Origin of the sequence: Lactobacillus kalixensis DSM 16043 (assembly GCF_001434335.1) — a bacterium.
Classification (GTDB): Bacteria; Bacillota; Bacilli; order Lactobacillales; family Lactobacillaceae; genus Lactobacillus; species Lactobacillus kalixensis.
The window spans coordinates 19,883-39,050 of the sequence record NZ_AZFM01000006.1 but is presented as its reverse complement, the minus strand read 5'-3'; the positions used below and the strand labels follow the sequence as shown (position 1 = coordinate 39,050).

General features: G+C 35.4%; 20 protein-coding genes and 1 riboswitch. Of the genes, 2 read left to right on the top strand and 18 right to left on the bottom strand.

Annotated features, from left to right (window positions below; translation table 11 throughout):
- Positions 1 to 37: 37 nt before the first annotated feature.
- The 7 genes from topA to FC46_RS03160 all read right to left on the bottom strand — a co-directional run bounded on the left by topA (position 38) and on the right by FC46_RS03160 (position 7,487).
- A complete protein-coding gene (gene topA, locus FC46_RS03190) occupies positions 38 to 2,158 on the bottom strand; it encodes a type I DNA topoisomerase (RefSeq protein WP_057797785.1) in 2,121 nt (706 codons plus the stop codon).
- Between the two features lie 34 nt (positions 2,159 to 2,192).
- Positions 2,193 to 3,071 carry a DNA-processing protein DprA gene (gene dprA, locus FC46_RS03185; RefSeq protein WP_057797783.1) on the bottom strand — a complete coding sequence of 293 codons (879 nt, stop codon included), beginning with the start codon at positions 3,069 to 3,071 and terminating at the stop codon, positions 2,193 to 2,195.
- Between the two features lie 63 nt (positions 3,072 to 3,134).
- Positions 3,135 to 3,890, bottom strand: a complete 756-nt coding sequence (locus tag FC46_RS03180) for a ribonuclease HII (RefSeq protein ID WP_057797781.1) — start codon at positions 3,888 to 3,890, stop codon at positions 3,135 to 3,137.
- The gene (gene ylqF, locus FC46_RS03175) at positions 3,887 to 4,726 is read right to left on the bottom strand and encodes a ribosome biogenesis GTPase YlqF (RefSeq protein ID WP_057797778.1); all 840 of its coding nucleotides are present in this window, start codon (positions 4,724 to 4,726) and stop codon (positions 3,887 to 3,889) included. The genes FC46_RS03180 and ylqF overlap by 4 nt, the downstream gene beginning before the upstream one ends.
- Positions 4,727 to 4,764: 38 nt before the next feature.
- Complete coding sequence (locus FC46_RS03170; protein WP_236702287.1) at positions 4,765 to 6,345, bottom strand: cation:proton antiporter; 1,581 nt, start codon at positions 6,343 to 6,345, stop codon at positions 4,765 to 4,767.
- 50 nt (positions 6,346 to 6,395) lie between these two features.
- Positions 6,396 to 6,626 carry a YozE family protein gene (locus FC46_RS03165; RefSeq protein WP_057797776.1) on the bottom strand — a complete coding sequence of 77 codons (231 nt, stop codon included), beginning with the start codon at positions 6,624 to 6,626 and terminating at the stop codon, positions 6,396 to 6,398.
- A 3-nt stretch (positions 6,627 to 6,629) separates the two neighbouring features.
- Entirely contained in the window at positions 6,630 to 7,487 is an 858-nt protein-coding gene (locus FC46_RS03160; RefSeq protein WP_057797774.1) for a DegV family protein, read from the bottom strand.
- A 137-nt stretch (positions 7,488 to 7,624) separates the two neighbouring features.
- Between FC46_RS03160 and trhA the strand changes: the two genes are divergently transcribed.
- Positions 7,625 to 8,290, top strand: a complete 666-nt coding sequence (gene trhA / locus FC46_RS03155) for a PAQR family membrane homeostasis protein TrhA (protein ID WP_057797772.1) — start codon at positions 7,625 to 7,627, stop codon at positions 8,288 to 8,290.
- A gap of 28 nt (positions 8,291 to 8,318) precedes the next feature.
- Here trhA and FC46_RS03150 read toward each other — a convergent pair whose 3' ends face one another.
- Positions 8,319 to 9,506 carry a CCA tRNA nucleotidyltransferase gene (locus FC46_RS03150; RefSeq protein ID WP_057797769.1) on the bottom strand — a complete coding sequence of 396 codons (1,188 nt, stop codon included), beginning with the start codon at positions 9,504 to 9,506 and terminating at the stop codon, positions 8,319 to 8,321.
- Positions 9,507 to 9,583: 77 nt separating this feature from the next.
- Here FC46_RS03150 and FC46_RS03145 point away from each other — a divergent pair, with 77 nt between their 5' ends.
- Positions 9,584 to 10,474: a YitT family protein gene (locus FC46_RS03145; protein WP_057797766.1), complete on the top strand. Its 891-nt coding sequence runs from the start codon at positions 9,584 to 9,586 to the stop codon at positions 10,472 to 10,474.
- A 37-nt stretch (positions 10,475 to 10,511) separates the two neighbouring features.
- Here the strand turns inward: FC46_RS03145 and FC46_RS03140 are convergent, their stop codons facing one another.
- The 10 genes from FC46_RS03140 to FC46_RS03095 form a co-directional block, all read right to left on the bottom strand.
- Positions 10,512 to 11,765 (bottom strand): tetratricopeptide repeat protein, encoded by a 1,254-nt coding sequence (locus FC46_RS03140; RefSeq protein WP_057797765.1) that lies wholly within the window; start codon positions 11,763 to 11,765, stop codon positions 10,512 to 10,514.
- 72 nt (positions 11,766 to 11,837) lie between these two features.
- Complete coding sequence (gene der / locus FC46_RS03135; RefSeq protein WP_057797763.1) at positions 11,838 to 13,148, bottom strand: ribosome biogenesis GTPase Der; 1,311 nt, start codon at positions 13,146 to 13,148, stop codon at positions 11,838 to 11,840.
- 68 nt (positions 13,149 to 13,216) lie between these two features.
- On the bottom strand, positions 13,217 to 14,422 hold the full coding sequence (rpsA, locus tag FC46_RS03130; protein WP_057797761.1) for a 30S ribosomal protein S1: 1,206 nt from the start codon (positions 14,420 to 14,422) through the stop codon (positions 13,217 to 13,219).
- Positions 14,423 to 14,475: 53 nt separating this feature from the next.
- Complete coding sequence (cmk, locus tag FC46_RS03125) at positions 14,476 to 15,156, bottom strand: (d)CMP kinase (RefSeq protein WP_057797759.1); 681 nt, start codon at positions 15,154 to 15,156, stop codon at positions 14,476 to 14,478.
- A 48-nt stretch (positions 15,157 to 15,204) separates the two neighbouring features.
- A complete protein-coding gene (locus FC46_RS03120) occupies positions 15,205 to 15,708 on the bottom strand; it encodes an SAG1386/EF1546 family surface-associated protein (RefSeq protein WP_057797758.1) in 504 nt (167 codons plus the stop codon).
- Between the two features lie 123 nt (positions 15,709 to 15,831).
- Positions 15,832 to 16,521, bottom strand: a complete 690-nt coding sequence (locus FC46_RS03115; protein ID WP_057797754.1) for an ECF transporter S component — start codon at positions 16,519 to 16,521, stop codon at positions 15,832 to 15,834.
- A gap of 95 nt (positions 16,522 to 16,616) precedes the next feature.
- Positions 16,617 to 16,732: riboswitch (FMN riboswitch) on the bottom strand.
- A 26-nt stretch (positions 16,733 to 16,758) separates the two neighbouring features.
- Positions 16,759 to 17,478 (bottom strand): pseudouridine synthase, encoded by a 720-nt coding sequence (locus tag FC46_RS03110; RefSeq protein ID WP_057797751.1) that lies wholly within the window; start codon positions 17,476 to 17,478, stop codon positions 16,759 to 16,761.
- Positions 17,478 to 18,080, bottom strand: a complete 603-nt coding sequence (gene scpB, locus FC46_RS03105) for an SMC-Scp complex subunit ScpB (RefSeq protein ID WP_057797749.1) — start codon at positions 18,078 to 18,080, stop codon at positions 17,478 to 17,480. Before scpB ends, FC46_RS03110 begins: the two co-directional genes overlap by 1 nt.
- Entirely contained in the window at positions 18,070 to 18,819 is a 750-nt protein-coding gene (locus FC46_RS03100; protein WP_057797747.1) for a segregation and condensation protein A, read from the bottom strand. Before FC46_RS03100 ends, scpB begins: the two co-directional genes overlap by 11 nt.
- Positions 18,809 to 19,168, bottom strand: a complete 360-nt coding sequence (locus FC46_RS03095) for a hypothetical protein (RefSeq protein WP_057797745.1) — start codon at positions 19,166 to 19,168, stop codon at positions 18,809 to 18,811. The genes FC46_RS03100 and FC46_RS03095 overlap by 11 nt, the downstream gene beginning before the upstream one ends.

Sequence of the window (19,168 nt, the reverse complement as noted above, 5' to 3'; positions counted from 1 at the left end):
TTTGATGATATAAGTTTTTGTTTTATTAAAATATTTACTAATTATCTTCTTTCGGCTCTTCCTTGTAATCGCCATTTGGACAAAGAATAACCAATCCCTTCTTAGTCTTCTTCTGAACTAAGAAATGACCATCATTTGGACAATTACGTCCAATTGTTTGATCCCATGATACAAAGTCACACTCTGGGTAGCGTGAACAACCATAGAATTTGCGATTTTTCTTTGACTTCTTTTCAACGATTTCACCTTTGCCGCACTTCGGACAAGTCACACCAATCTTCTTAACGATTGGCTTAGTATTACGACAATCAGGGAAACGTGAACAAGCGTAAAACTTACCATATCGTCCCATCTTGATGACCATTGGTGCGCCACAGATGTCACAGTTGAAACCTGCAGGCTCATCTTTGATCTGAACCTTTTCAATTTCACTGTCAGCTTTATCTAATTCTTTTTTAAATGGGTGGTAGTAATCATCAACTACCTTGACCCAATTCTTATTTCCGTCTTCAACGTTATCAAGATCACTTTCAAGTCGAGCAGTATAGTCAACATCAGTAATGTCTGGGAAGAATTCCTCAATCAAACCGTCAACAATCTCACCAAGCTCAGTTGGCACAATTGCTCTACCTTCAAGTTTAACGTAATAGCGACGTTGGATAGTATCAATAGTTGGAGCATAAGTAGAAGGACGACCTACACCATTTTCTTCTAGTGCTCTAACCAAACTAGCTTCAGTATAACGTGCAGGTGGCTGAGTAAAATGTTGTTTGTTGTCAGATTTACTCAACTTAACTTCTTCGCCTTCTGCCAGATCAGGAAGTTCAACATTCTTTTCTTGAGCATTGTCATAAACCTTGGTAAAACCAGGGAACTTCATCTGAGATCCAGTAGTTCTGAAAGTGACACTATTCTGATTAATGTCTGCTCTAACTGTGTCATAAACAGCAGGCGTCATTTCACTAGCAAGAAAACGTGACCAAATTAGTTTATACAAGCGATATTGCTCAGTCGTCAAAACTTCTTTTAAAGACTCTGGAGTGCGATAAACACTTGTTGGACGAATTGCTTCGTGAGCATCTTGCGCATCTTCTTGATTCTTAAAATGACGTTGACTTTTGGCAGCAAATTCTGCGCCATATTTTTCATGTAAAAACTTAGAAGCTTCTTGCTGAGCAACTGGAGAAGTACGTTTGGAGTCAGTTCTCATATAAGTAATCAAACCAACTGTCCCTTGCTTACCTAAACTAATTCCTTCATAAAGTTGCTGAGCAATGCTCATAGTCCTTCTGGTTCTGTAGCCTAAGCGCTTGTTAGCTTCTTGTTGCATCGTTGAGGTAGTAAAAGGTGCAGGTGGCTGACGGCGACGCTGGCGAGTTACAACGTTTTGTACTTCGAAGGATTTCTTTTTATCAATCTTAGACAAAACATCTTGAACAGCTTCATTGTTAGGCAATTCAGTCTTTTTACCGTCTATACCATAAAATGCTGCCTTAAACTTTGACTTATCCTTAACAAATTCTGCGTCAATTGTCCAATATTCTTGTGGCTTAAAGTTCTTGATTTCTTTTTCACGATCAATCACTAATTTCAAAGCCACAGATTGAACACGACCCGCACTTAAGCCCTTCTTAACCTTAGCCCAAAGAATTGGTGATAAGGAATAACCCACAATTCTATCAAGAACACGGCGAGCTTGTTGGGCATCAACAGTATCCATATCAATTGTACGGGGATGCTTAAAGCTTTCCTTAACAGCATCTTTTGTAACTTCGTTAAAAGTTACCCTATTTTTATCTTTTTCATCTAAGTTAAGAGCATGAGCTACATGCCAAGCAATTGCTTCTCCTTCACGATCGGGGTCGGAAGCCAGATAAACTTTTTTAGCTTTCTTAGCTTCACTCTTTAATTCCTTAATCGTGTCACCTTTACCACGAATTGAAATGTACTTTGGCTTGTAATTATCGTCAAAATCAATTCCCATTTGTGATTTAGGTAAATCGCGAATATGTCCTTTAGAAGCAATAACGTGATAATTTCTACCTAAATATTTTTCAATAGTTTTTGCTTTAGCTGGTGATTCTACAATAACCAGATTCTTTTTAACTTTAGATCTTGTTTTTCTAGTTGTCTTTTTCTTTGTCGTCTTAGTAGGCATTTAATGCCTCCTCTTAAATTTTTTAATTAAAATACTAATCTGAGAATAAGATATTAGTAGTCAAATTGTCAAATCTTTCTCTTTTAAGTTCAAAATCAATTATAGGGTTGGCACCTGCTTCAATCAGCTTATTAGGACCTTCAGAAAGAGTACTAGTGATTGGTCCAGGTACTGCATAAACGTCACGATTTTCTTGCAAAGCTAAATTTGCAGTAATCAGTGAGCCGGATTTTTCTTTAGCTTCTGTGACAATTACACTGCGGCTAAGACCTGAGAGTATGCGATTTCGTTGAGGGAACCTGAATGGCCTTGGCGGAGTATCCGGTAAATATTCACTCAGTATCAGACCTTTTTGGACAATTTCATCCTGCAAATTATGATTTTGCAAAGGATAATAATGATTCAACCCATTTCCGACTACAGCAATTGTCTTTCCATTATTTCTCAAAGCCGCTTCATGAGCCAAACTGTCCACGCCCTTAGCTAAGCCACTAGCAATGACTAGGTCTTGCTTTACCAAATTAGGCATTAGACGATTAATCACCTGATAGCTATAATCAGTTGCCATTCTCGAGCCAACGATCGTGACAATTTCTTTTTTCAAAAGATCAAGATTGCCACGCGCAAACAAAATCAATGGTGGTTGATAAATTTGTCGCAGCTGCTCTGGATACTCTGAATCAAAGAAACTAATTACCTGGCATTGCTTCTTAATTCTGTTAATAGTCTCCTCGGCTTTTTCATCACGGTATGCTCTTAGACAAATTTCTCTAAATGACAAAGGTAAGTCTAACGCATTTAATTGCACCGGATCAACCTCTTCTACGTCCAATTGGCTGGCTATTTGAAGCATTTTAACATAACCAACACCCTTTTGTAGTTTTAATGCTAATAAAAAATCAGTTATTTTCATAAATTAGTCCTCCATTTATTAAATTCGCAAAAAATGGAGGATTTTACTTAAAAAAATAAAAATTTATTCAAAAAATTTTTTTACTGGCTCAAAACTTTTACGATGAATTGATGTAGGACCATACTTTTCTAAAGCTGCTAAATGCTTGGCTGTTCCATATCCAGCGTTATTTGGAAAATCATATTGAGGGTAAATTTTAGCATAGTCATCCATCAATTTATCTCTAAAAACTTTGGCTACAATTGAAGCTGCAGCAATAGAATTGGATTTAGCATCCCCCTTAATCAATTCAATCTGGGGCAGATCAACCGGTACATTCATTGCATCAACTAAAAGTGCATCCGGCTTAATATTTAAATGATTAACCGCAGCAGCCATCGCTAAGCGATCTGCCTCATAAATATTTACTTGATCGATCACTTGTGCATTTTTTACCCCAACAGCTACGCTAACCGCTTTTGATAAAATTTCTGGATATAACTCAAGACGTCGCTTGGGCGTCAATTTTTTTGAATCATTAACTTCAATTAAGTCGAAACTGTCATCAATAATAACAGCTGCTGTAACAACTGGACCAGCTAGAGGTCCGCGTCCTACTTCGTCAACTCCCGCCACACGCTGTCCTTTTGCCCAAAACTTTTTTTCATAAGAAAAGCGCGCTTCAAAAGCTTCCTTAGCTTCAGCCAGTTTCTTTTGTCTTTTATGATAAGAAATCAGTAATTTTTGAACGCCAGCACGTGAATCTTTTTCTAGTTCCGCTAATTCTTCTTGATCTATATTATCTTGCTTGAGTAGCTCTTTTACTTCTTTTATCGTCATGGTCGGTCTAATGTAATCCTTCCAATTTTACCCTTACGCAATCTTTGAAGCATATATAAAGCAAATCGATCATAATCATCGCGCATTCCATATACTTCAGTCATTGCTAGAAGTAAATCTGGATCACTGATATTTTCTACTTGCTCTTTAGAACAACGTGCAAACTTGACTAAATCATTCATATAGTACTTCCTCATGCTTTTAATGACATAAAGAGCCACATCATCCGCATGGAAGATACTATCTTTAATAGCGCCAAAAGCAGCTAATTTGTAACCAACTTCTTGATCTTCAAACTTAGGCCATAAGATTCCTGGCGTATCTAAAATTTGGATATTTGTTTTAGTCTTCAGCCAGGTCTGTCCTTTAGTAACACCTGGTTTATTACCTACTTCAGCCACATTTCGTCCAACCAAACGATTGATAATTGTTGACTTACCACAATTTGGGATCCCTGCTAAGGCAATACGAATCATCGGACTTGAAGCACCTTTTGCTTCAAGCTTTTTTGTTTTACTAAGTGCTGCTTTTTTTATCATTCCAATTAAAGCTTGCATATTAGTATTGTGAAGAGAATCCATTGCCATAACAAATTTTCCTGGCTCTTGTAATTCTTTTTGCCATAACTTTGTTAAAACAGGATCAGCCAAGTCAGCTTTATTCAAAATTATTAAGTGGGGTTTGTTACCTACTAATTCTTCAATCATCGGGTTACGAGATGACTTAGGAATTCTAGCATCTAGCACTTCCACGATTACATCTATTAATCCTAATTTATCTTCCAATTGATTCCGAGCCTTGTTCATATGGCCTGGATACCATTGTATTTGTCCCATTTATAATTCCTCCCTGATAGTTTATAACCTATTCATCCTCAGAATGCAAAAACAAAACTTCTGCCAAAAAGGACCTCCCGATAGAGATTTAAGAATTCAGGTCGCGTTTCTTCTTTTTGCGAAAGCTGGCCCAAATATGTTCGCTCTTCTCTAAAAGCATAACGATATACTTCATCTCTAAATTCTTTTTGACTTGGAGTCAATTCAGTTGCCTTAACTGATTTCTTTAATTCACGAATAAAATCTTTCATAGATGTTTCGTCAATTTGCGCATTAAGGTCAAACTCTAATTGCTTTCTAATTCTCTTAGGTAAGTAGATTTCATTTAATTTACTTTGAGCATAGTCAACCATATCACATTTAATTTGCTGGATATTATCCTCTTTTTCAAAATCCGTTCGATCTTTAGGTAATAAACGTCTGAACAAGATCGTTGGAACAATCATACTCAAAATTATTAAACTAACTTCACTATACAAAATTAATGTAAAGTTACTACTACTGATCACAGTTTGCTCAAGCATATAAGCTAAGGCAAAGGTAACTGCACCATGAATTCCACCCAGTGCAAAAATTATAGCATCCTTAGCCGATAACTTCATTATGATTTTACTGTATAAAAAGCGTACCAACAAATTTGCTAGATAAAGAACTGTTCCGATAAGAATTGCTAAATAAAGTCTAGTTAAGCTTTTTTCTTGAAAAGTTTGTGCAATAACAATTCCCAAAACAACGAAGACAATCCCATTTAACATCGATGATAAATACCTAGTTAAAGTTAAGCTAGTATACGTATAACTTAAACTTGTTAATCGACTTCGCTCAATTCCAGCATTAGCTACGATGCCTGCAGCAACAACAGCAATGATTCCTGATACTTGAATGTGTTCAGCCAAGTAATAAATCATAATTGGCATAATCAGATAAATTGTGATTAGTGCTGTAATTGGTTCATAACCACTATGATCAAAATTAGCATTAGATCTCAATAACTTTTGAAACGTCAGAACTAGCATCCCCATCAACAAAGTTCCAAGTATCAAACCACCAATAGACGAAAATAAAAAGCGTAGTAAAGTATGCCCAATATTCAGTTCTTTTGAAACATACCAAGTAACAGCCATATCAAGTAAGATTAGCCCACTCGCATCATTAAAAAGCGATTCATTTTTTAGATACTTGCTGACTGTTTTGGGTAATTTTAAGCCATGACTAACTGATTCAGTCGCTGTAGCATCCGTTGGTGTAGAAATTGTAGCTAAAACAAGTGCTAATGGCATCGATACTCCAGTAGTTATTACAACGCCGAAAGCAGCTACACAAGTTGCAATTACAATCATAATCACAGTAATTCCGAAGATTGACCGCCATGATCGTAAGATACTATGTAGGTTATTTTGTTGTCCCTCAAAAAATAATAACGGCGCTACTACCAATCCAATAAAAACTTCCGGTTCAAAGATAAAACGATTCACTGGAAACTTAAGAAACAGAGCCATCAAGATACCAATGATCATAGCAATATAATTAACCGAAACCTTTTTCAAAATCCAATTCTGAATAACCATGGCTAAACATACTGCCAAGATTAATTCACTTATCCCAGTAAATGTCTCCATCTCTCTACCTCATTCATAGATTAAAAAAAGTCCCATGTGGGACTCTTATTCTAATAACTCATTTTTTCTTGATACATTTCATATGCTCGATCAAAGACTGACATGCTCGGTAAATAACTTGCGTTTAACTCTAAATAGTCAGATAACTTTTCATAGTTTTGTTCTTGCTTAGGAAAAGTTTGATCATGCTGTGCATTATTTGCAAATTGAGCCACTTCATCAGTTGAATCTGGGTCTCTTTGCGTCATTAAGTATTGATAAAAACTATCTCTATAAGCCATTTATTACTCCACATCCAGATAATAAATTATTGCATAGGCGCCATTACCAGCATGAGTGGCAACAATTGGACTAGTTTCTCTAACCAAAACGTTAATATCTGGACTAATAGCGCGAATTTTATCTGCTAATACTTCCATTGCCTCAGGGGTGTCAACATAGGAAATACCAACTTCATGAATGCGATCTTTATTTTCTTCAATATCTTTTAAAACGCGTTCATCAAAAGACTTGCTGAATTTCTTACCACGGCCTTTTTTGACAACTTGTAGCTTACCCTCCGGCATGTGTAACTCAATTCTAATATTTAAAAGTGTAGCAACTTTACCTGATAAAGCACCTAATCTACCACCCTTAATTAGGTTCTTTAAATCTACAACCATCATTCGAAGTTTTTGATTCTTCTTAATTTGGTCTACATGAGCTAAAATTTCTTCCAAGCTCTTGCCCTCTTGAGCATCCCTAGCTGCAGCAAGTACTTGGAAACCTTCCCCGCGATCAGTTAATTCAGAATCAATAATATGAACTTTATCTGACTTTCCAGCAATTTCAGCAGCTTGTCTTGCTGCATCAATCGTACCACTTAAGCTTTTTGCTAAGAAAATACCAATGATCTCACTACCGTCAGCAGTCAAGTTATTAATCGTATCGACAAAACGACCAATTGGAGGTTGACTAGTCTTTGGTAATTCTACTGATTCGTTCATTTTCTCAACGAAATCTCTTCTTGAGATATCTACACCATCGATGTAAGTTTTACCATTAATAGAAATGGATAATGGAACGACAGTAATATCATATTTCTCAATTTCTTCTGTTGTTAATTGAACGGAAGAATCCGTCATGATTTTAAACTTTGACAAAGTATTCGCCCTCAATTCTAAAAAGCTCAATTTCTTTTATGATAAAATACATATTACATATCAGGGTTGAGCACAATATATATGTTAGTATATCAAAAAAACTTCACAAGAAAAAAGTTTGATTGGAATGTTTTATTATGAAATTTAAAGAATTATGGAATAAACCAAAGAATCGTTCAAATAGATACCATATCCTCGATAACATTTTCAGTGCAATCACGCATGGAATTGGATTTGGTCTTGCAGTTGCTGGATTGGTTGTTTTAATCGTGAAAGCGGCACACACTGGGGATGCAATGAGAATAACAACTTTCACGATTTACGGGACTAGTTTAGTTCTCTTATATTTGTTTTCTACGCTATTTCATAGTTTAATTTTTACAAAAGCTAGAAACGTTTTTCAAATATTTGATCATTGCTCCATCTTTTTATTAATTGCTGGATCATATACTCCATACTCATTAGTTGCAATTGGTGGTGTTTGGGGATGGGTTTTATTCGGATTAATTTGGGGCTTAACAATTTTCGGTATTATTTATTATATCTTCAATCGTGGTAAGCATATCATTTTTGATACTATCTTGTATGTCTTAATGGGATGGTTAGTAATCTTATCTGGTAGCTATTTATACGTTCGCCTAAGTCCAACTGGCTTTTGGTTATTAGTTAGCGGTGGAATTGCTTATACCGTTGGCGCACTCTTGTATACAATGCGTAACGTTCCTTATATTCATGTTATTTGGCATTTATTTGTAATGCTTGGATCAATTTTGATGTACTTTTCTGTTTTATTATATGTATAAAAAAACTGGCAAAATGCCAGTTTTTTCTTTAGTTTAAATAATTTTCAATTGCTACTTGATCATTTTCCAGTTGCCCAGAAATAACTGCTTTTTTAATTTCTTCCAAAATCTTCCCCAAATTTGGGCCTGGAGTGATTCCCATCTTAATTAAAAAGCGTCCATCAATTGTAAGCTCGGATGATTTTTTAATTGGAAGGGCCGCATAACGATCTACCAGCGCCTTTGATTCGACTGGCTGTCCTAATATATGTGCAACATCAATTACGTTTAAAAGCGTCTCTTTGCCCATCTGGAAGAGCTCATAGTCTGTAGGTGCATGATCAGATAAAATATCAAAGAAATCGACAATTCGTTCAACCGAATCAATCATAGCATTGGAATTCTTCCAATCACGCATGATTTTACTAATTTGATTATTTGGAACTTTAAGCAAAATCATAATAATTGACCAAAAACTTGCTTCCATAGTTGGACTAAATTTCAGTTTAGGATAGACACTTAATAATTCGCTCTTACCTTCAAAGTCTGGTACATCTTCACTTAATTTAGTATCCAAAAACACTTGAAAAGCTTGTCTGGAATCTGATCCAATTCCCATTTTGACAAATTCATCACGAACTCGTTCAACAGAAATTTTTCTTAATAATTCGTGATGATCCACAATCGCTTGCTCTGTTTTTTCTTCCAAAGTGAATTTAAGCTGACTCATAAAGCGAACTGCTCTCATCATTCTTAAAGCATCTTCGTTAAATCTTTTTTCTGGATCACCGACTGCTCGAATGACTCTATTTTTCAAATCGTCTAAACCATCAAATAAATCGATGATCTCGCCTCTCATATTCATAGCAAACGCATTAATGGTAAAATCACGGCGTTTTAAATCTTCTTCGAGATTTTGAACAAAAGTAACATGATCAGGACGACGATAATCTTGATAACCTGATTCGGTTCTAAAAGTAGTTATTTCATAACTTTCATTACCATATAAAACAGTTACTGTACCATGTTGGATACCGGTATCGATTGTCTTTTCAAAAAGACTCTTCACTTCTTCTGGATAAGCACTAGTTGCAATATCAACATCATGAATATGTCTTTTTAGTAAGATATCGCGTACAGATCCACCTACAAAATATGCTTCGAAGCCTGCATTTTCAAGAGTTTCAAGTACAGGCATTGCAGCTTGAAATACTTTTGGTAAATTATCTATTTTCATAAATTTTTTCAACTCGTTTTAGTGTAATAAATCAAATAATATGGTAGCTTAAGAGTAGAGAAATGGAGGCGTTAATTATGAAAAAAGTCATCAATAAGCACACCTGTTTAGAATTATTTATGATTGCACTAGGTTGTGCAATTTACGCTCTGAGCCTAGATGCAATCTCTGTCCCAAATAAATTAGCTGACGGCGGTCTGAGTGGTATCTCACTACTATTGCGTCATTTTTGGGGCGTAAACATGGGATTATCTACTTTAATCTTAAACATTCCACTTATTATATTAGGATATCGTTACATGGGAAGGAGACTATTATTATATACCATTTGGGGAACTATATCACTTTCATTCTTTTTATGGCTATGGCGCCTCTTTCCAATTATAACTCAACTCAACCTTGAGCACGACCTATTCCTTTCAGCTGCACTTGCCGGAACATTATCAGGTTTTGGATTAGGACTTGTCTTTCGCTATAATGGTACATCTGGTGGGACCGATATTATTGCCAGAATCTGTCAGATGAAATTTGGTATTTCTTCTGGAAAAATGCTGCTATTATGTGATGCAATCGTCCTATTTATTTCTTTATCATATCTTGATATTAAACATATGATGTACACTTTACTTGCCTCATTCATCTTATCCAGAGTTATGGATTCGGTTCAGCAAGGTGCTTACACTGCAAGAGGGTGCTTAATTATTTCTGACAAATATGAACAAATTGCTGAAATGATCGACTTAAAACTGGATCGTGGCTTCACTTATTTAAACGCTCTAGGGGGCTACAAACAAAATGAAAAAAGAGTAATTTACCTTGTTGTCTCACCTCGTGAAGTTCCAATGGTTAAACAATTAATTGAGCAAGAAGATCCAAAAGCATTTGTCACAATCTTTGAAGTGCATGAAGCTTTAGGAGAAGGCTTTACTTATAAACAAAAACGTCATCATTTAATCTTTCATAAATAGAATGCGCAACGAAACTTTCTTTCGCTGCGCATTTTTTCTAAATGATTCGGTTATATAGATCAATCATATCTTCATCATCAGGTACCAGTTTCAAATACTTATCAAGTAATTGTTTTACGATATCTTGACTATTAGGTTGAGTATTGAAGAAATATGTCATTTGTTTCAAAAATTCCGGATTAGATTGAAACTCTGGATATGCAAGTAAAAATTCACTTTTGGCTTGTTCACTATTATCCAAATTTTGATATGCTACAGCCAAATTCCAATGAGCTTGTGGTTCCAGTTCTTCTTCGTTATCTGCATCATATAATTTAATACTTTCTGCAAACTTACCTTCGTGAAGATATAAATTAGATAACTGTAATCTTAAATTAGTATTATCTGGTGCAATATCTAACCCTTTTTTGAGTAAATCTTCTGCTGTGTCAAACTCTTTTAAATTTGCGGCAGCCATTGCCCCCATTGAGTAAAGTGTTTCGTCTAGTTCATTATAGGCAAGACCTGCTTGGGCAGAGCGCAGAACTTGGTCATTATCATGTTTATGCTCATACGCTTGGGCTAATAATGGATAAGCATTGACGTAATCAGGGCTTTGATTAATAACATCGTCTAAGTATTCAATTGCCTTATCATCATCACCTACTGAGAGCATAACTAATCCAGCTTGATATTTACTATCAATATCCAAAATATCACTGCTGTGTTCATTAATAATATTAGCAGCTTCTTCATAATTACCAATTTTTGCCTCTGTTTGGAACAAGCGCTGAATAAGGTTAACCTCACCAAAGTTTTTTTGCCTTTTAATTAAATCTTGATAGATGTCTAAAGCAGATTCATATCTACCTGCAGCGAAATACAATTCAGCAAGGCCAAATTTAATCGCATCTTCTTCAGGAGCAAGTTCTAGAGCTTCAAGCAACTTATCTCTAGCAGCTTCAAAAAAACCATTGCTTTGGTAATAATCTGCCTGAACCAGTAAACTCTCTACATATGCATCTGAATCTTTTGATACATTATAGAGTAAACTTAGTCCATCATCTTCTTGACCGTCATTTAATAGAATTTCACCCAAATAAACCTTAAATAAGTTCTCTCGTGGAAATTTTGCAATTAAAGCACGATAAACTTCTTTAGATAAATCAGTAAAACCGTAGTTGGTTAAATTTTCGGCTAAAGAAGCTAATACTTCTGGTGTATCATTATCAAGCGCTTGCTTTAATAGAATTTTACTTTGAGAAAAATCATGATTCTCAATCGCATCTAATAACTGTTCTGAATATGACATTGCAATCCTCCATTCATTCGAAATCTTATTCTACACGAAAAAGACATTGGTTCAAAGACCAATGTCTTAAAGTTACTTTCTCTTTCTTGGAATAATCTTAATTGGAGTTCCTTCGAAGTTAAAGTTTTCACGTAATTGATTAATCAAAAATCTTTGGTATGAAAAGTGCATCAATTCTGGATCATTAACAAATACGACAAAAGTTGGTGGATTTGTTTTAACTTGAGTCATATAGTAAACGCGAAGACGCTTACCTTTAATCATTGGGGTTGGCACAAGGCTTGAAGCCTCAAGCAATAAGTCATTCAATACACTAGATTGAATACGTTGATTCTCATTTTTGTAGACTTCTTTAACCATAATAGGAATTTGATCAATTCTCTGACCAGTTTCTGCAGAAACGAACATAATAGGTGCATAGTCTAAGTATTGAAATTCTTGTCTAATTACTTTTTCAAAATCTTTAGCACTGGTTGAGTTCTTTTTAGGTAAGTCCCACTTGTTAACTACAATAATGATACCTCGCCCTGCATCATGGGCATATCCTGCCACGTGCTTATCTTGTTCACGAATACCGGTGCTTGCATCAAGCACCAACAAAACCACGTCGGAGCGTTCAATAGCACTCATCGCACGCATTACTGAATATTTTTCAGTCTTTTCGTAAACTTTACCTCGTCTTCTAATACCAGCTGTATCAATTAAACGGAACTTTGTACCATCTTTTGATTCAAACGGTGTATCGATAGCATCTCTCGTAGTACCTTCTTGGTTAGCAACGATCACACGCTCTTCTCCAAGAAGCTTATTAACAATTGAAGATTTACCAACATTCGGACGCCCAATTACACTAAAAGCAATTGTATCATCTGACTTGTAATCTTCTTTTTCAGGAAATTTACTTACAATTTCATCCAGTAAATCACCAATCCCAGTTCCGTGACTACCAGAAACTGGGAAAGGATCTCCTAATCCTAAACTATAGAAATCATAAATATTATTTCTTTGTTCTGGGTTATCAGCCTTGTTTACTGCCAAAATCACTGGCTTTTTAGTGCCATAAAGTAACTTTGCAACCCTTTCATCCAGATCGGTTACACCATTAACTACACTACAAAGCATAACAATAACATCAGCTTCTTCAATAGCAATTTCAGCTTGTGCACGGATTTCTTCTTCGATCTTTCCATCTTCCCAGGTAATTCCACCGGTATCAATCAGATCAAATTCGTGACCCATCCATTCTGCCTTAGCATAGTTACGGTCTCTTGTTACGCCTGGCTCATCTTCAACAATTGCCAAGCGTTCTTTAATAATGCGGTTGAAAAGTGTTGACTTACCCACATTAGGGCGTCCAACAATAGCTACTACAGGTAAAACCATCTTTTTTTCAGCCTCCTCTAAAAAATAAAAAAAACCGACTTTAAGCGTCGGCTTTTTTATTACATTAATTATTTACGGTCTTTTAATTGGTCACCGATAATGTCACCTAATGCGAAGCCGTTGTCATCATTGCTCATGTACTTCTTGTTTACTGAGTTGTCGTTACGTTGACGACGTGGACGAGGACTTTCGCTTGATGAAGCATTAGGATCTGCAGCCTTGATTGAAAGTGAGATTCTTCTATCGCTAGGGTCAATGTTTAATACCTTAACCTTAACTTCTTGACCGACTTTCAAAACATCACTTGGCTTGTCAACGTGCTTGCTTGAAATTTCTGAAACGTGTACCAAACCTTGGATACCATCAGCAACTTCAACGAATGCACCGAAGTTAGTTAAAGACTTAACTTCGCCTTCAAAAATATCACCTTCAGTTAAGCCGGAAGTAGCTTGTTCAAATGGTGAAGGTTCAGTTTGCTTGATTGACAAGGAGATACGATGTCTGTCATTGTCGATACCAATGACCTTAACCTTAACATCTTGACCAGCCTTCAAAACATCGCTTGGCTTGTCAACATGCTTGTAAGAAATTTCTGAAATGTGAACAAGACCATCTACGCCACCAACATCGATAAATGCACCGAAGTTAGTTAAACGTGATACCTTACCTTCAACAACGTCACCAACAACTAATTGACTTGCAACGTTATCAAATGCTTCTTCACGTTCTTCTTCAACTAAATCCTTGTGTGAAAGAATAAGACGGTTCTTGTTAGGATCGATTTCAGTGATCTTAAGTTTCATAGTCTTACCAATGTAAGGCTTAAGATCTGAAACGTAACGGTTTGAAATTAATGAAGCTGGTAAAAAGCCTCTAGTACCAACATCAACAAGCAAACCACCACGTACTGATGAAGTTACAGTACCTTCGATTGGAGTACCATTTTCGAAGTCCTTTTGTAACTTGTCGAATGCTTCTCTTTCCTTCAAGCGGGTAACTGAGAAGAAGAATTCACCATTTTCCTTGTCGCCACCTGCTCTTCTTAATACTAAAGCCTTGAATGTGTCACCAGGCTTTACTAATTCACGCAAATCAGCATTACGGTCTGAAGTAAATTCACGGTGAGTAATAACACCTTCAACACCGGCGTTAACAACACCAACATCGATTTGGCCGTCTTCAACGTCTAATACTTCGACATCGACAATATCTCCGACCTCAACTCCTTGCATTTGCTTTAATGCGTCTAAAAATTGATTACTGTTTTCTGACATATGTACCTCCCAATATCAATACCCATTTTATAGGAAAGTGATATTTTTTTCTACTATTTTGTGAGCTTTTTTTGATTTTTTTTGATTTTTTCTAAAATTGTGTCTACTACTTGATCAATTGTAAGATTGGTAGTGTCAATTTCAATGGCATCATCAGCCTTCTTAAGCGGTGAAATTGCACGATGTGAATCCTTATAGTCACGTTCTGCAATATCTTTTTCAATCTCTTCAACGCTTTGATCAGTTTCAATACCACGTTCTTGGAAATCGAGCATTCTTCTTTCAGCTCTTGATCTAGCTGAAGCAACTAAGAAAATCTTTACTTCGGCGTTAGGTAAAACTGTGGTGCCAATATCTCGACCATCCATGATTACATTAGTTTCGCCTGCCATTTTACGCTGCAAAGCGACCATTTTTTCACGAATTTTAGGTAAAGCTGAAACTTGTGAGACATTAGCTGAAATCTCTGGAGTTCGAATTTCTAAAGAAATATCTTTACCTGCAGAGTAAACTTTCTGTTCACCATTTTCGGATCTCAATTCAATTCCGTCTTCATCGATCGCTTTTAAGATTCCTTCTTCATCACCATAATCAAGATGGTGATTACGCGCGATTACTGTACAAGCACGGTACATCGCACCTGTATCAATATATACAAAAGATAACTTTTTAGCGATTATCTTAGCTACAGTACTTTTACCTGCTGATGCAGGACCATCAATTGCTACTTGCATTCTAACAATAAAAGACTAGTAAATAAGTCTTTATATCCTTTCTTAAATTTATCTCAATCTGATAGTTTGGCCAGCTTGAATATCTTCAGCACTACTTAGATTATTAATACTTACTAAGCTAGAAACACTAACGCCTTCTTTTTGCGCAATGCTAGTTAAAGTATCACCATCCTGAACCACATAGGTTTTAGCAGTTTGGCTAGATGAAGATTGTTTTGTCTTAGAACTACTATTCGTCGCCTTCTTTTGGTTGCTTACCTTAGAAGACTTGCTGCTAGATTGAGTTTTTTTAGTTGATTGCGCAGTTTTTTTTGCCTTCTTAACTTTTTTACTTGAAGAACTATTACTTACGCGTTGTACTTCCTTAGCCTTTTCGCTCTGACCATAGTGAGCCGAAGCTGTTCGATATACAATTGGAATTAGCACTACCAAAATAATTAATAAGACGCTAATCACTGCGCCCCAATGACCACCTTTGGGCTGCTCACCATCACTGCGACCTTTGTTTGGACGCTCGTAATGTTGATATGGTCCTTTTGGACTATTGTTCATTTGGAATTCCTCCCATTTATTGACTAAATTAAATTTTAGCATAGAAATGGACTTATATGAGACAAAATAAAAAAGAAAAAGATGTTTTCGCATCTTCCTCTTTCGTCTATATCCTTTTGGTAACTAGTTAACAGTAAATCTCTTTTGAACAAATGGCTTAATACTCTTCAAGGTTGATTCAAACAAAATGAAAACTACAACTGAATTAATTGCACCCTTTAACAAATTAAAAGGTACAATAATGCCAAAAATATATGCATTCATTGATGGTAAATGTAGCAACTGTCCTAAATAATTATTCACTGTGAAGTTGAACAAATCACTATAATTGTGAAGAGCTGGAATATTGGCCATTGATGTAACTGCATATACTGGTGTTAAAACGAATGCATTAGTCAAGGACAAAACTATAGTCATTGCAATAATACCGATAATTAAGCCTAAGATTGGTAATAAATAGCCTTTCTTAGTACGTCGATTTTCTTGAGTAATTCCTTTACTAATTAAATAAAATGGCAATGCAAATGATAAAGTAGCTAAAAAAGCTGCAAGCTGCCCCACTATACTTGGTAAAGCAAAGCCACTAAAGATTAAACTCAGTAAACCTCTAATCAAGGCCATTAAAACACCCGGCCAAGCACCAAATAAAAACATTCCAATAGTGATAACAATATCAGAAAAATCAAATTTCAAAAATCCTACTCCTGGAATAATTGGAAATTCAAATTTCATCACTACAAAGGCAATCGCTCCGATCAGTGCATATGCAATTAAATTTGTTAAGCTGTTCCCAGCTCTTCTAGTATTTGACATAATACTTACTACCTCCTAAAACAAAGAAGTCTATTGCTTCAGCAACAGACTTCCAAAAGTAAGTAAGTATTTATCTTCTTGTCTTAAGTTGGTTGGTCTGTCTTCTTTCATCTAGACTTTAACTATCGGTATTCTTACGAAATTCAGCCACTATCGTGGGTCGCGGACTTCAACCGCCGGTCGGGATTTTCACCCTGCCCTGAAGACAACAAACTTTTATTTAATTACACTTTTAGTCTAGTAAATATGTTTCAATCTGTCAACTTCCTCACGTGTCAATTCACGATATTGACCCGAAGTTAATGAATGTAAATCTAAAAAGGCATATCTTTCACGTGATAGTTTATCAACCAAGTGACCCACTGCCTTAAACATTCTTTTAACTTGGTGATAGTGACCTTCATGAATTGTTAATTGAACGATTTGAGTATTCTTTTTAGGATTGGTTTTTAACACCTTAACTTTGGCTGGTGCACTCTTTCTATTATCTATTTTTACACCTTTTTTTAGTAAAGTAATTTCTTCTGGAGTCAAAATTCCTTTAATCTTAGCAACATAAACTTTAGGCACTTCGTTTCGGGGGTGCATTAATAAGTTTGCCAATTGCCCATCATTAGTCATTAAAAGTAAGCCAGAAGTATCATAATCCAAGCGACCAATTGGATACAAACGATATGGCACATTTTCAAAGAAATCAACCACTGTCTTTCTGCCCTTTTCGTCATTTGCAGTTGAAACAACTCCGCGTGGTTTGTAAAACAAGTACGTGTGTAAACTTTCTCTTTCGATTGGTTCACCATCAACGGTTACATTACTAAAAGTATCTACCTTTGTTCCTAATTGAGTTACAACTTTGCCGTCAACTCGAACGCGGCCTGCTACAATCATCTTTTCTGCTTTTCTTCTTGAAGCTACCCCAGCTTCAGCAATCACCTTTTGTAATCGTTCTAATGCCATTATTTATCCTCTTTTTCATCACTTAAATATTTATCAGCTTGACTCATTTGTGAAAATAAATCTGTTTCACCGTCAGAATCGAAATTATCTTCAAAATCTTCTATCACAGGTAAATCGGCTAAACTTTGATAACCAAAATATTGTAAGAAATAATCTGTAGTCACATATAAATTAGGGTGCCCTGGTGCATCCTTTTTACCTTCTGCTTTGACTAATCCGCGCCAAACTAAGGTCTGTAAAGCTCCTGAAGAATTAACACCACGAATATCATCAATTTCAACTCGAGTAATTGGTTGTCGATAAGCAATAATTGATAATATTTCTAAAGCAGACTGACTAATATTCTTTGATAAGTCTTTTGAAAAATACTTCTCGATAATTTTTCCAACTTTAGAATTAGTAGTTAATTTATACGTACTGTTAATTTCAATTATCTGTAAACCTGAATCTTCATCTTTAGCCAATTTTTCTTTTAATTCCTTAACTAAATTAGTTAATTCGATCGGCGCTACTTTTAATAATTCACATAAATTAACTTCTTCAATTCCATCATCACCTGCTACATATAGTAGAGCTTCAAGTTCCGCTACTTTAGATGCCATTACTTTCATTTCCTTTAATCAATTCTAAATCACCAAAAGTTCTAGCTTGTCGAACATGAATCTTATGATTCTTACAAAGTTCTAACATTGCTAAAAATAAACCAATTACATCGACTAAATTATTCATTTTAGGAATACAAGAGAAAAAGCTGATTTTCTTTTTCTTGTTTAATCTGATTTCTAAATATGAAATCATTTCAGAAATCGGTGCACCCTCAACTTTTACTGAAGCAGCATCAGGCTGTCTGAGCTTCATTTTTTTCATCACCAAAGCAAATGTATTAGCTAAGTCTGAAGAAGTAATTTGCCCTAAAGGTAATGGCTGAATTTTTTCACTTTTCGAGACACTAGCTTCTTTCGCTGCAATAATTGGAACTTCTTCACTACGTTCTTTGAAATATTCTGAAACCTTTTTAAATACTGAATATTGAACTAGTTGTTGAACCAATTCTTCTCTTGGATCTTCTGCTTGATCTTCTTCAACAAAATCATTTTCTGGTAATAAATATTGAGATTTAATTCTCAATAAAGTTGAAGACATCACGAAAAATTCTCCAGCAATTTTCAGATTTAGGCGCTGCATTTCTTTTAAATATGATAAATATTGACTCGTAATTTGCGCAATTGGAATATCATAAATGTCGATCTTTTGTGACTGAATTAAATGTAATAATAAATCTAATGGTCCTTCAAAATTAGGAAGCTCTAAAGTTAAGTCGTTACTTTCGTTATTTGTCATCTTTATTTTTTACCAACTTTAATAAATATGTATATTCTGGCAAAGCTGCTATTTTCTTTTTCGGATTACTTTCTTTTAATTCTTGTAGAATTTCTTTTTCATATTTCTCTTCACGAAACCCTGGAGCTAATGATAAATAGCGAATTACGATAAATAGACCTGCACTTTGAATTCCAACTACGCCAACAACATTTGCCTCTTTATTTCTAAATAAAAGTAGGTTAAATTCCGTGTCATCATTAATTAACTTCATTTCATCTTTCAAATTTGCGAAGTTTTTAAAATCCGGTAAGTATGACAACAAGCCCATTGCCGTTTTTTCATAGTCTTTTTTATATTGAACTAGCAT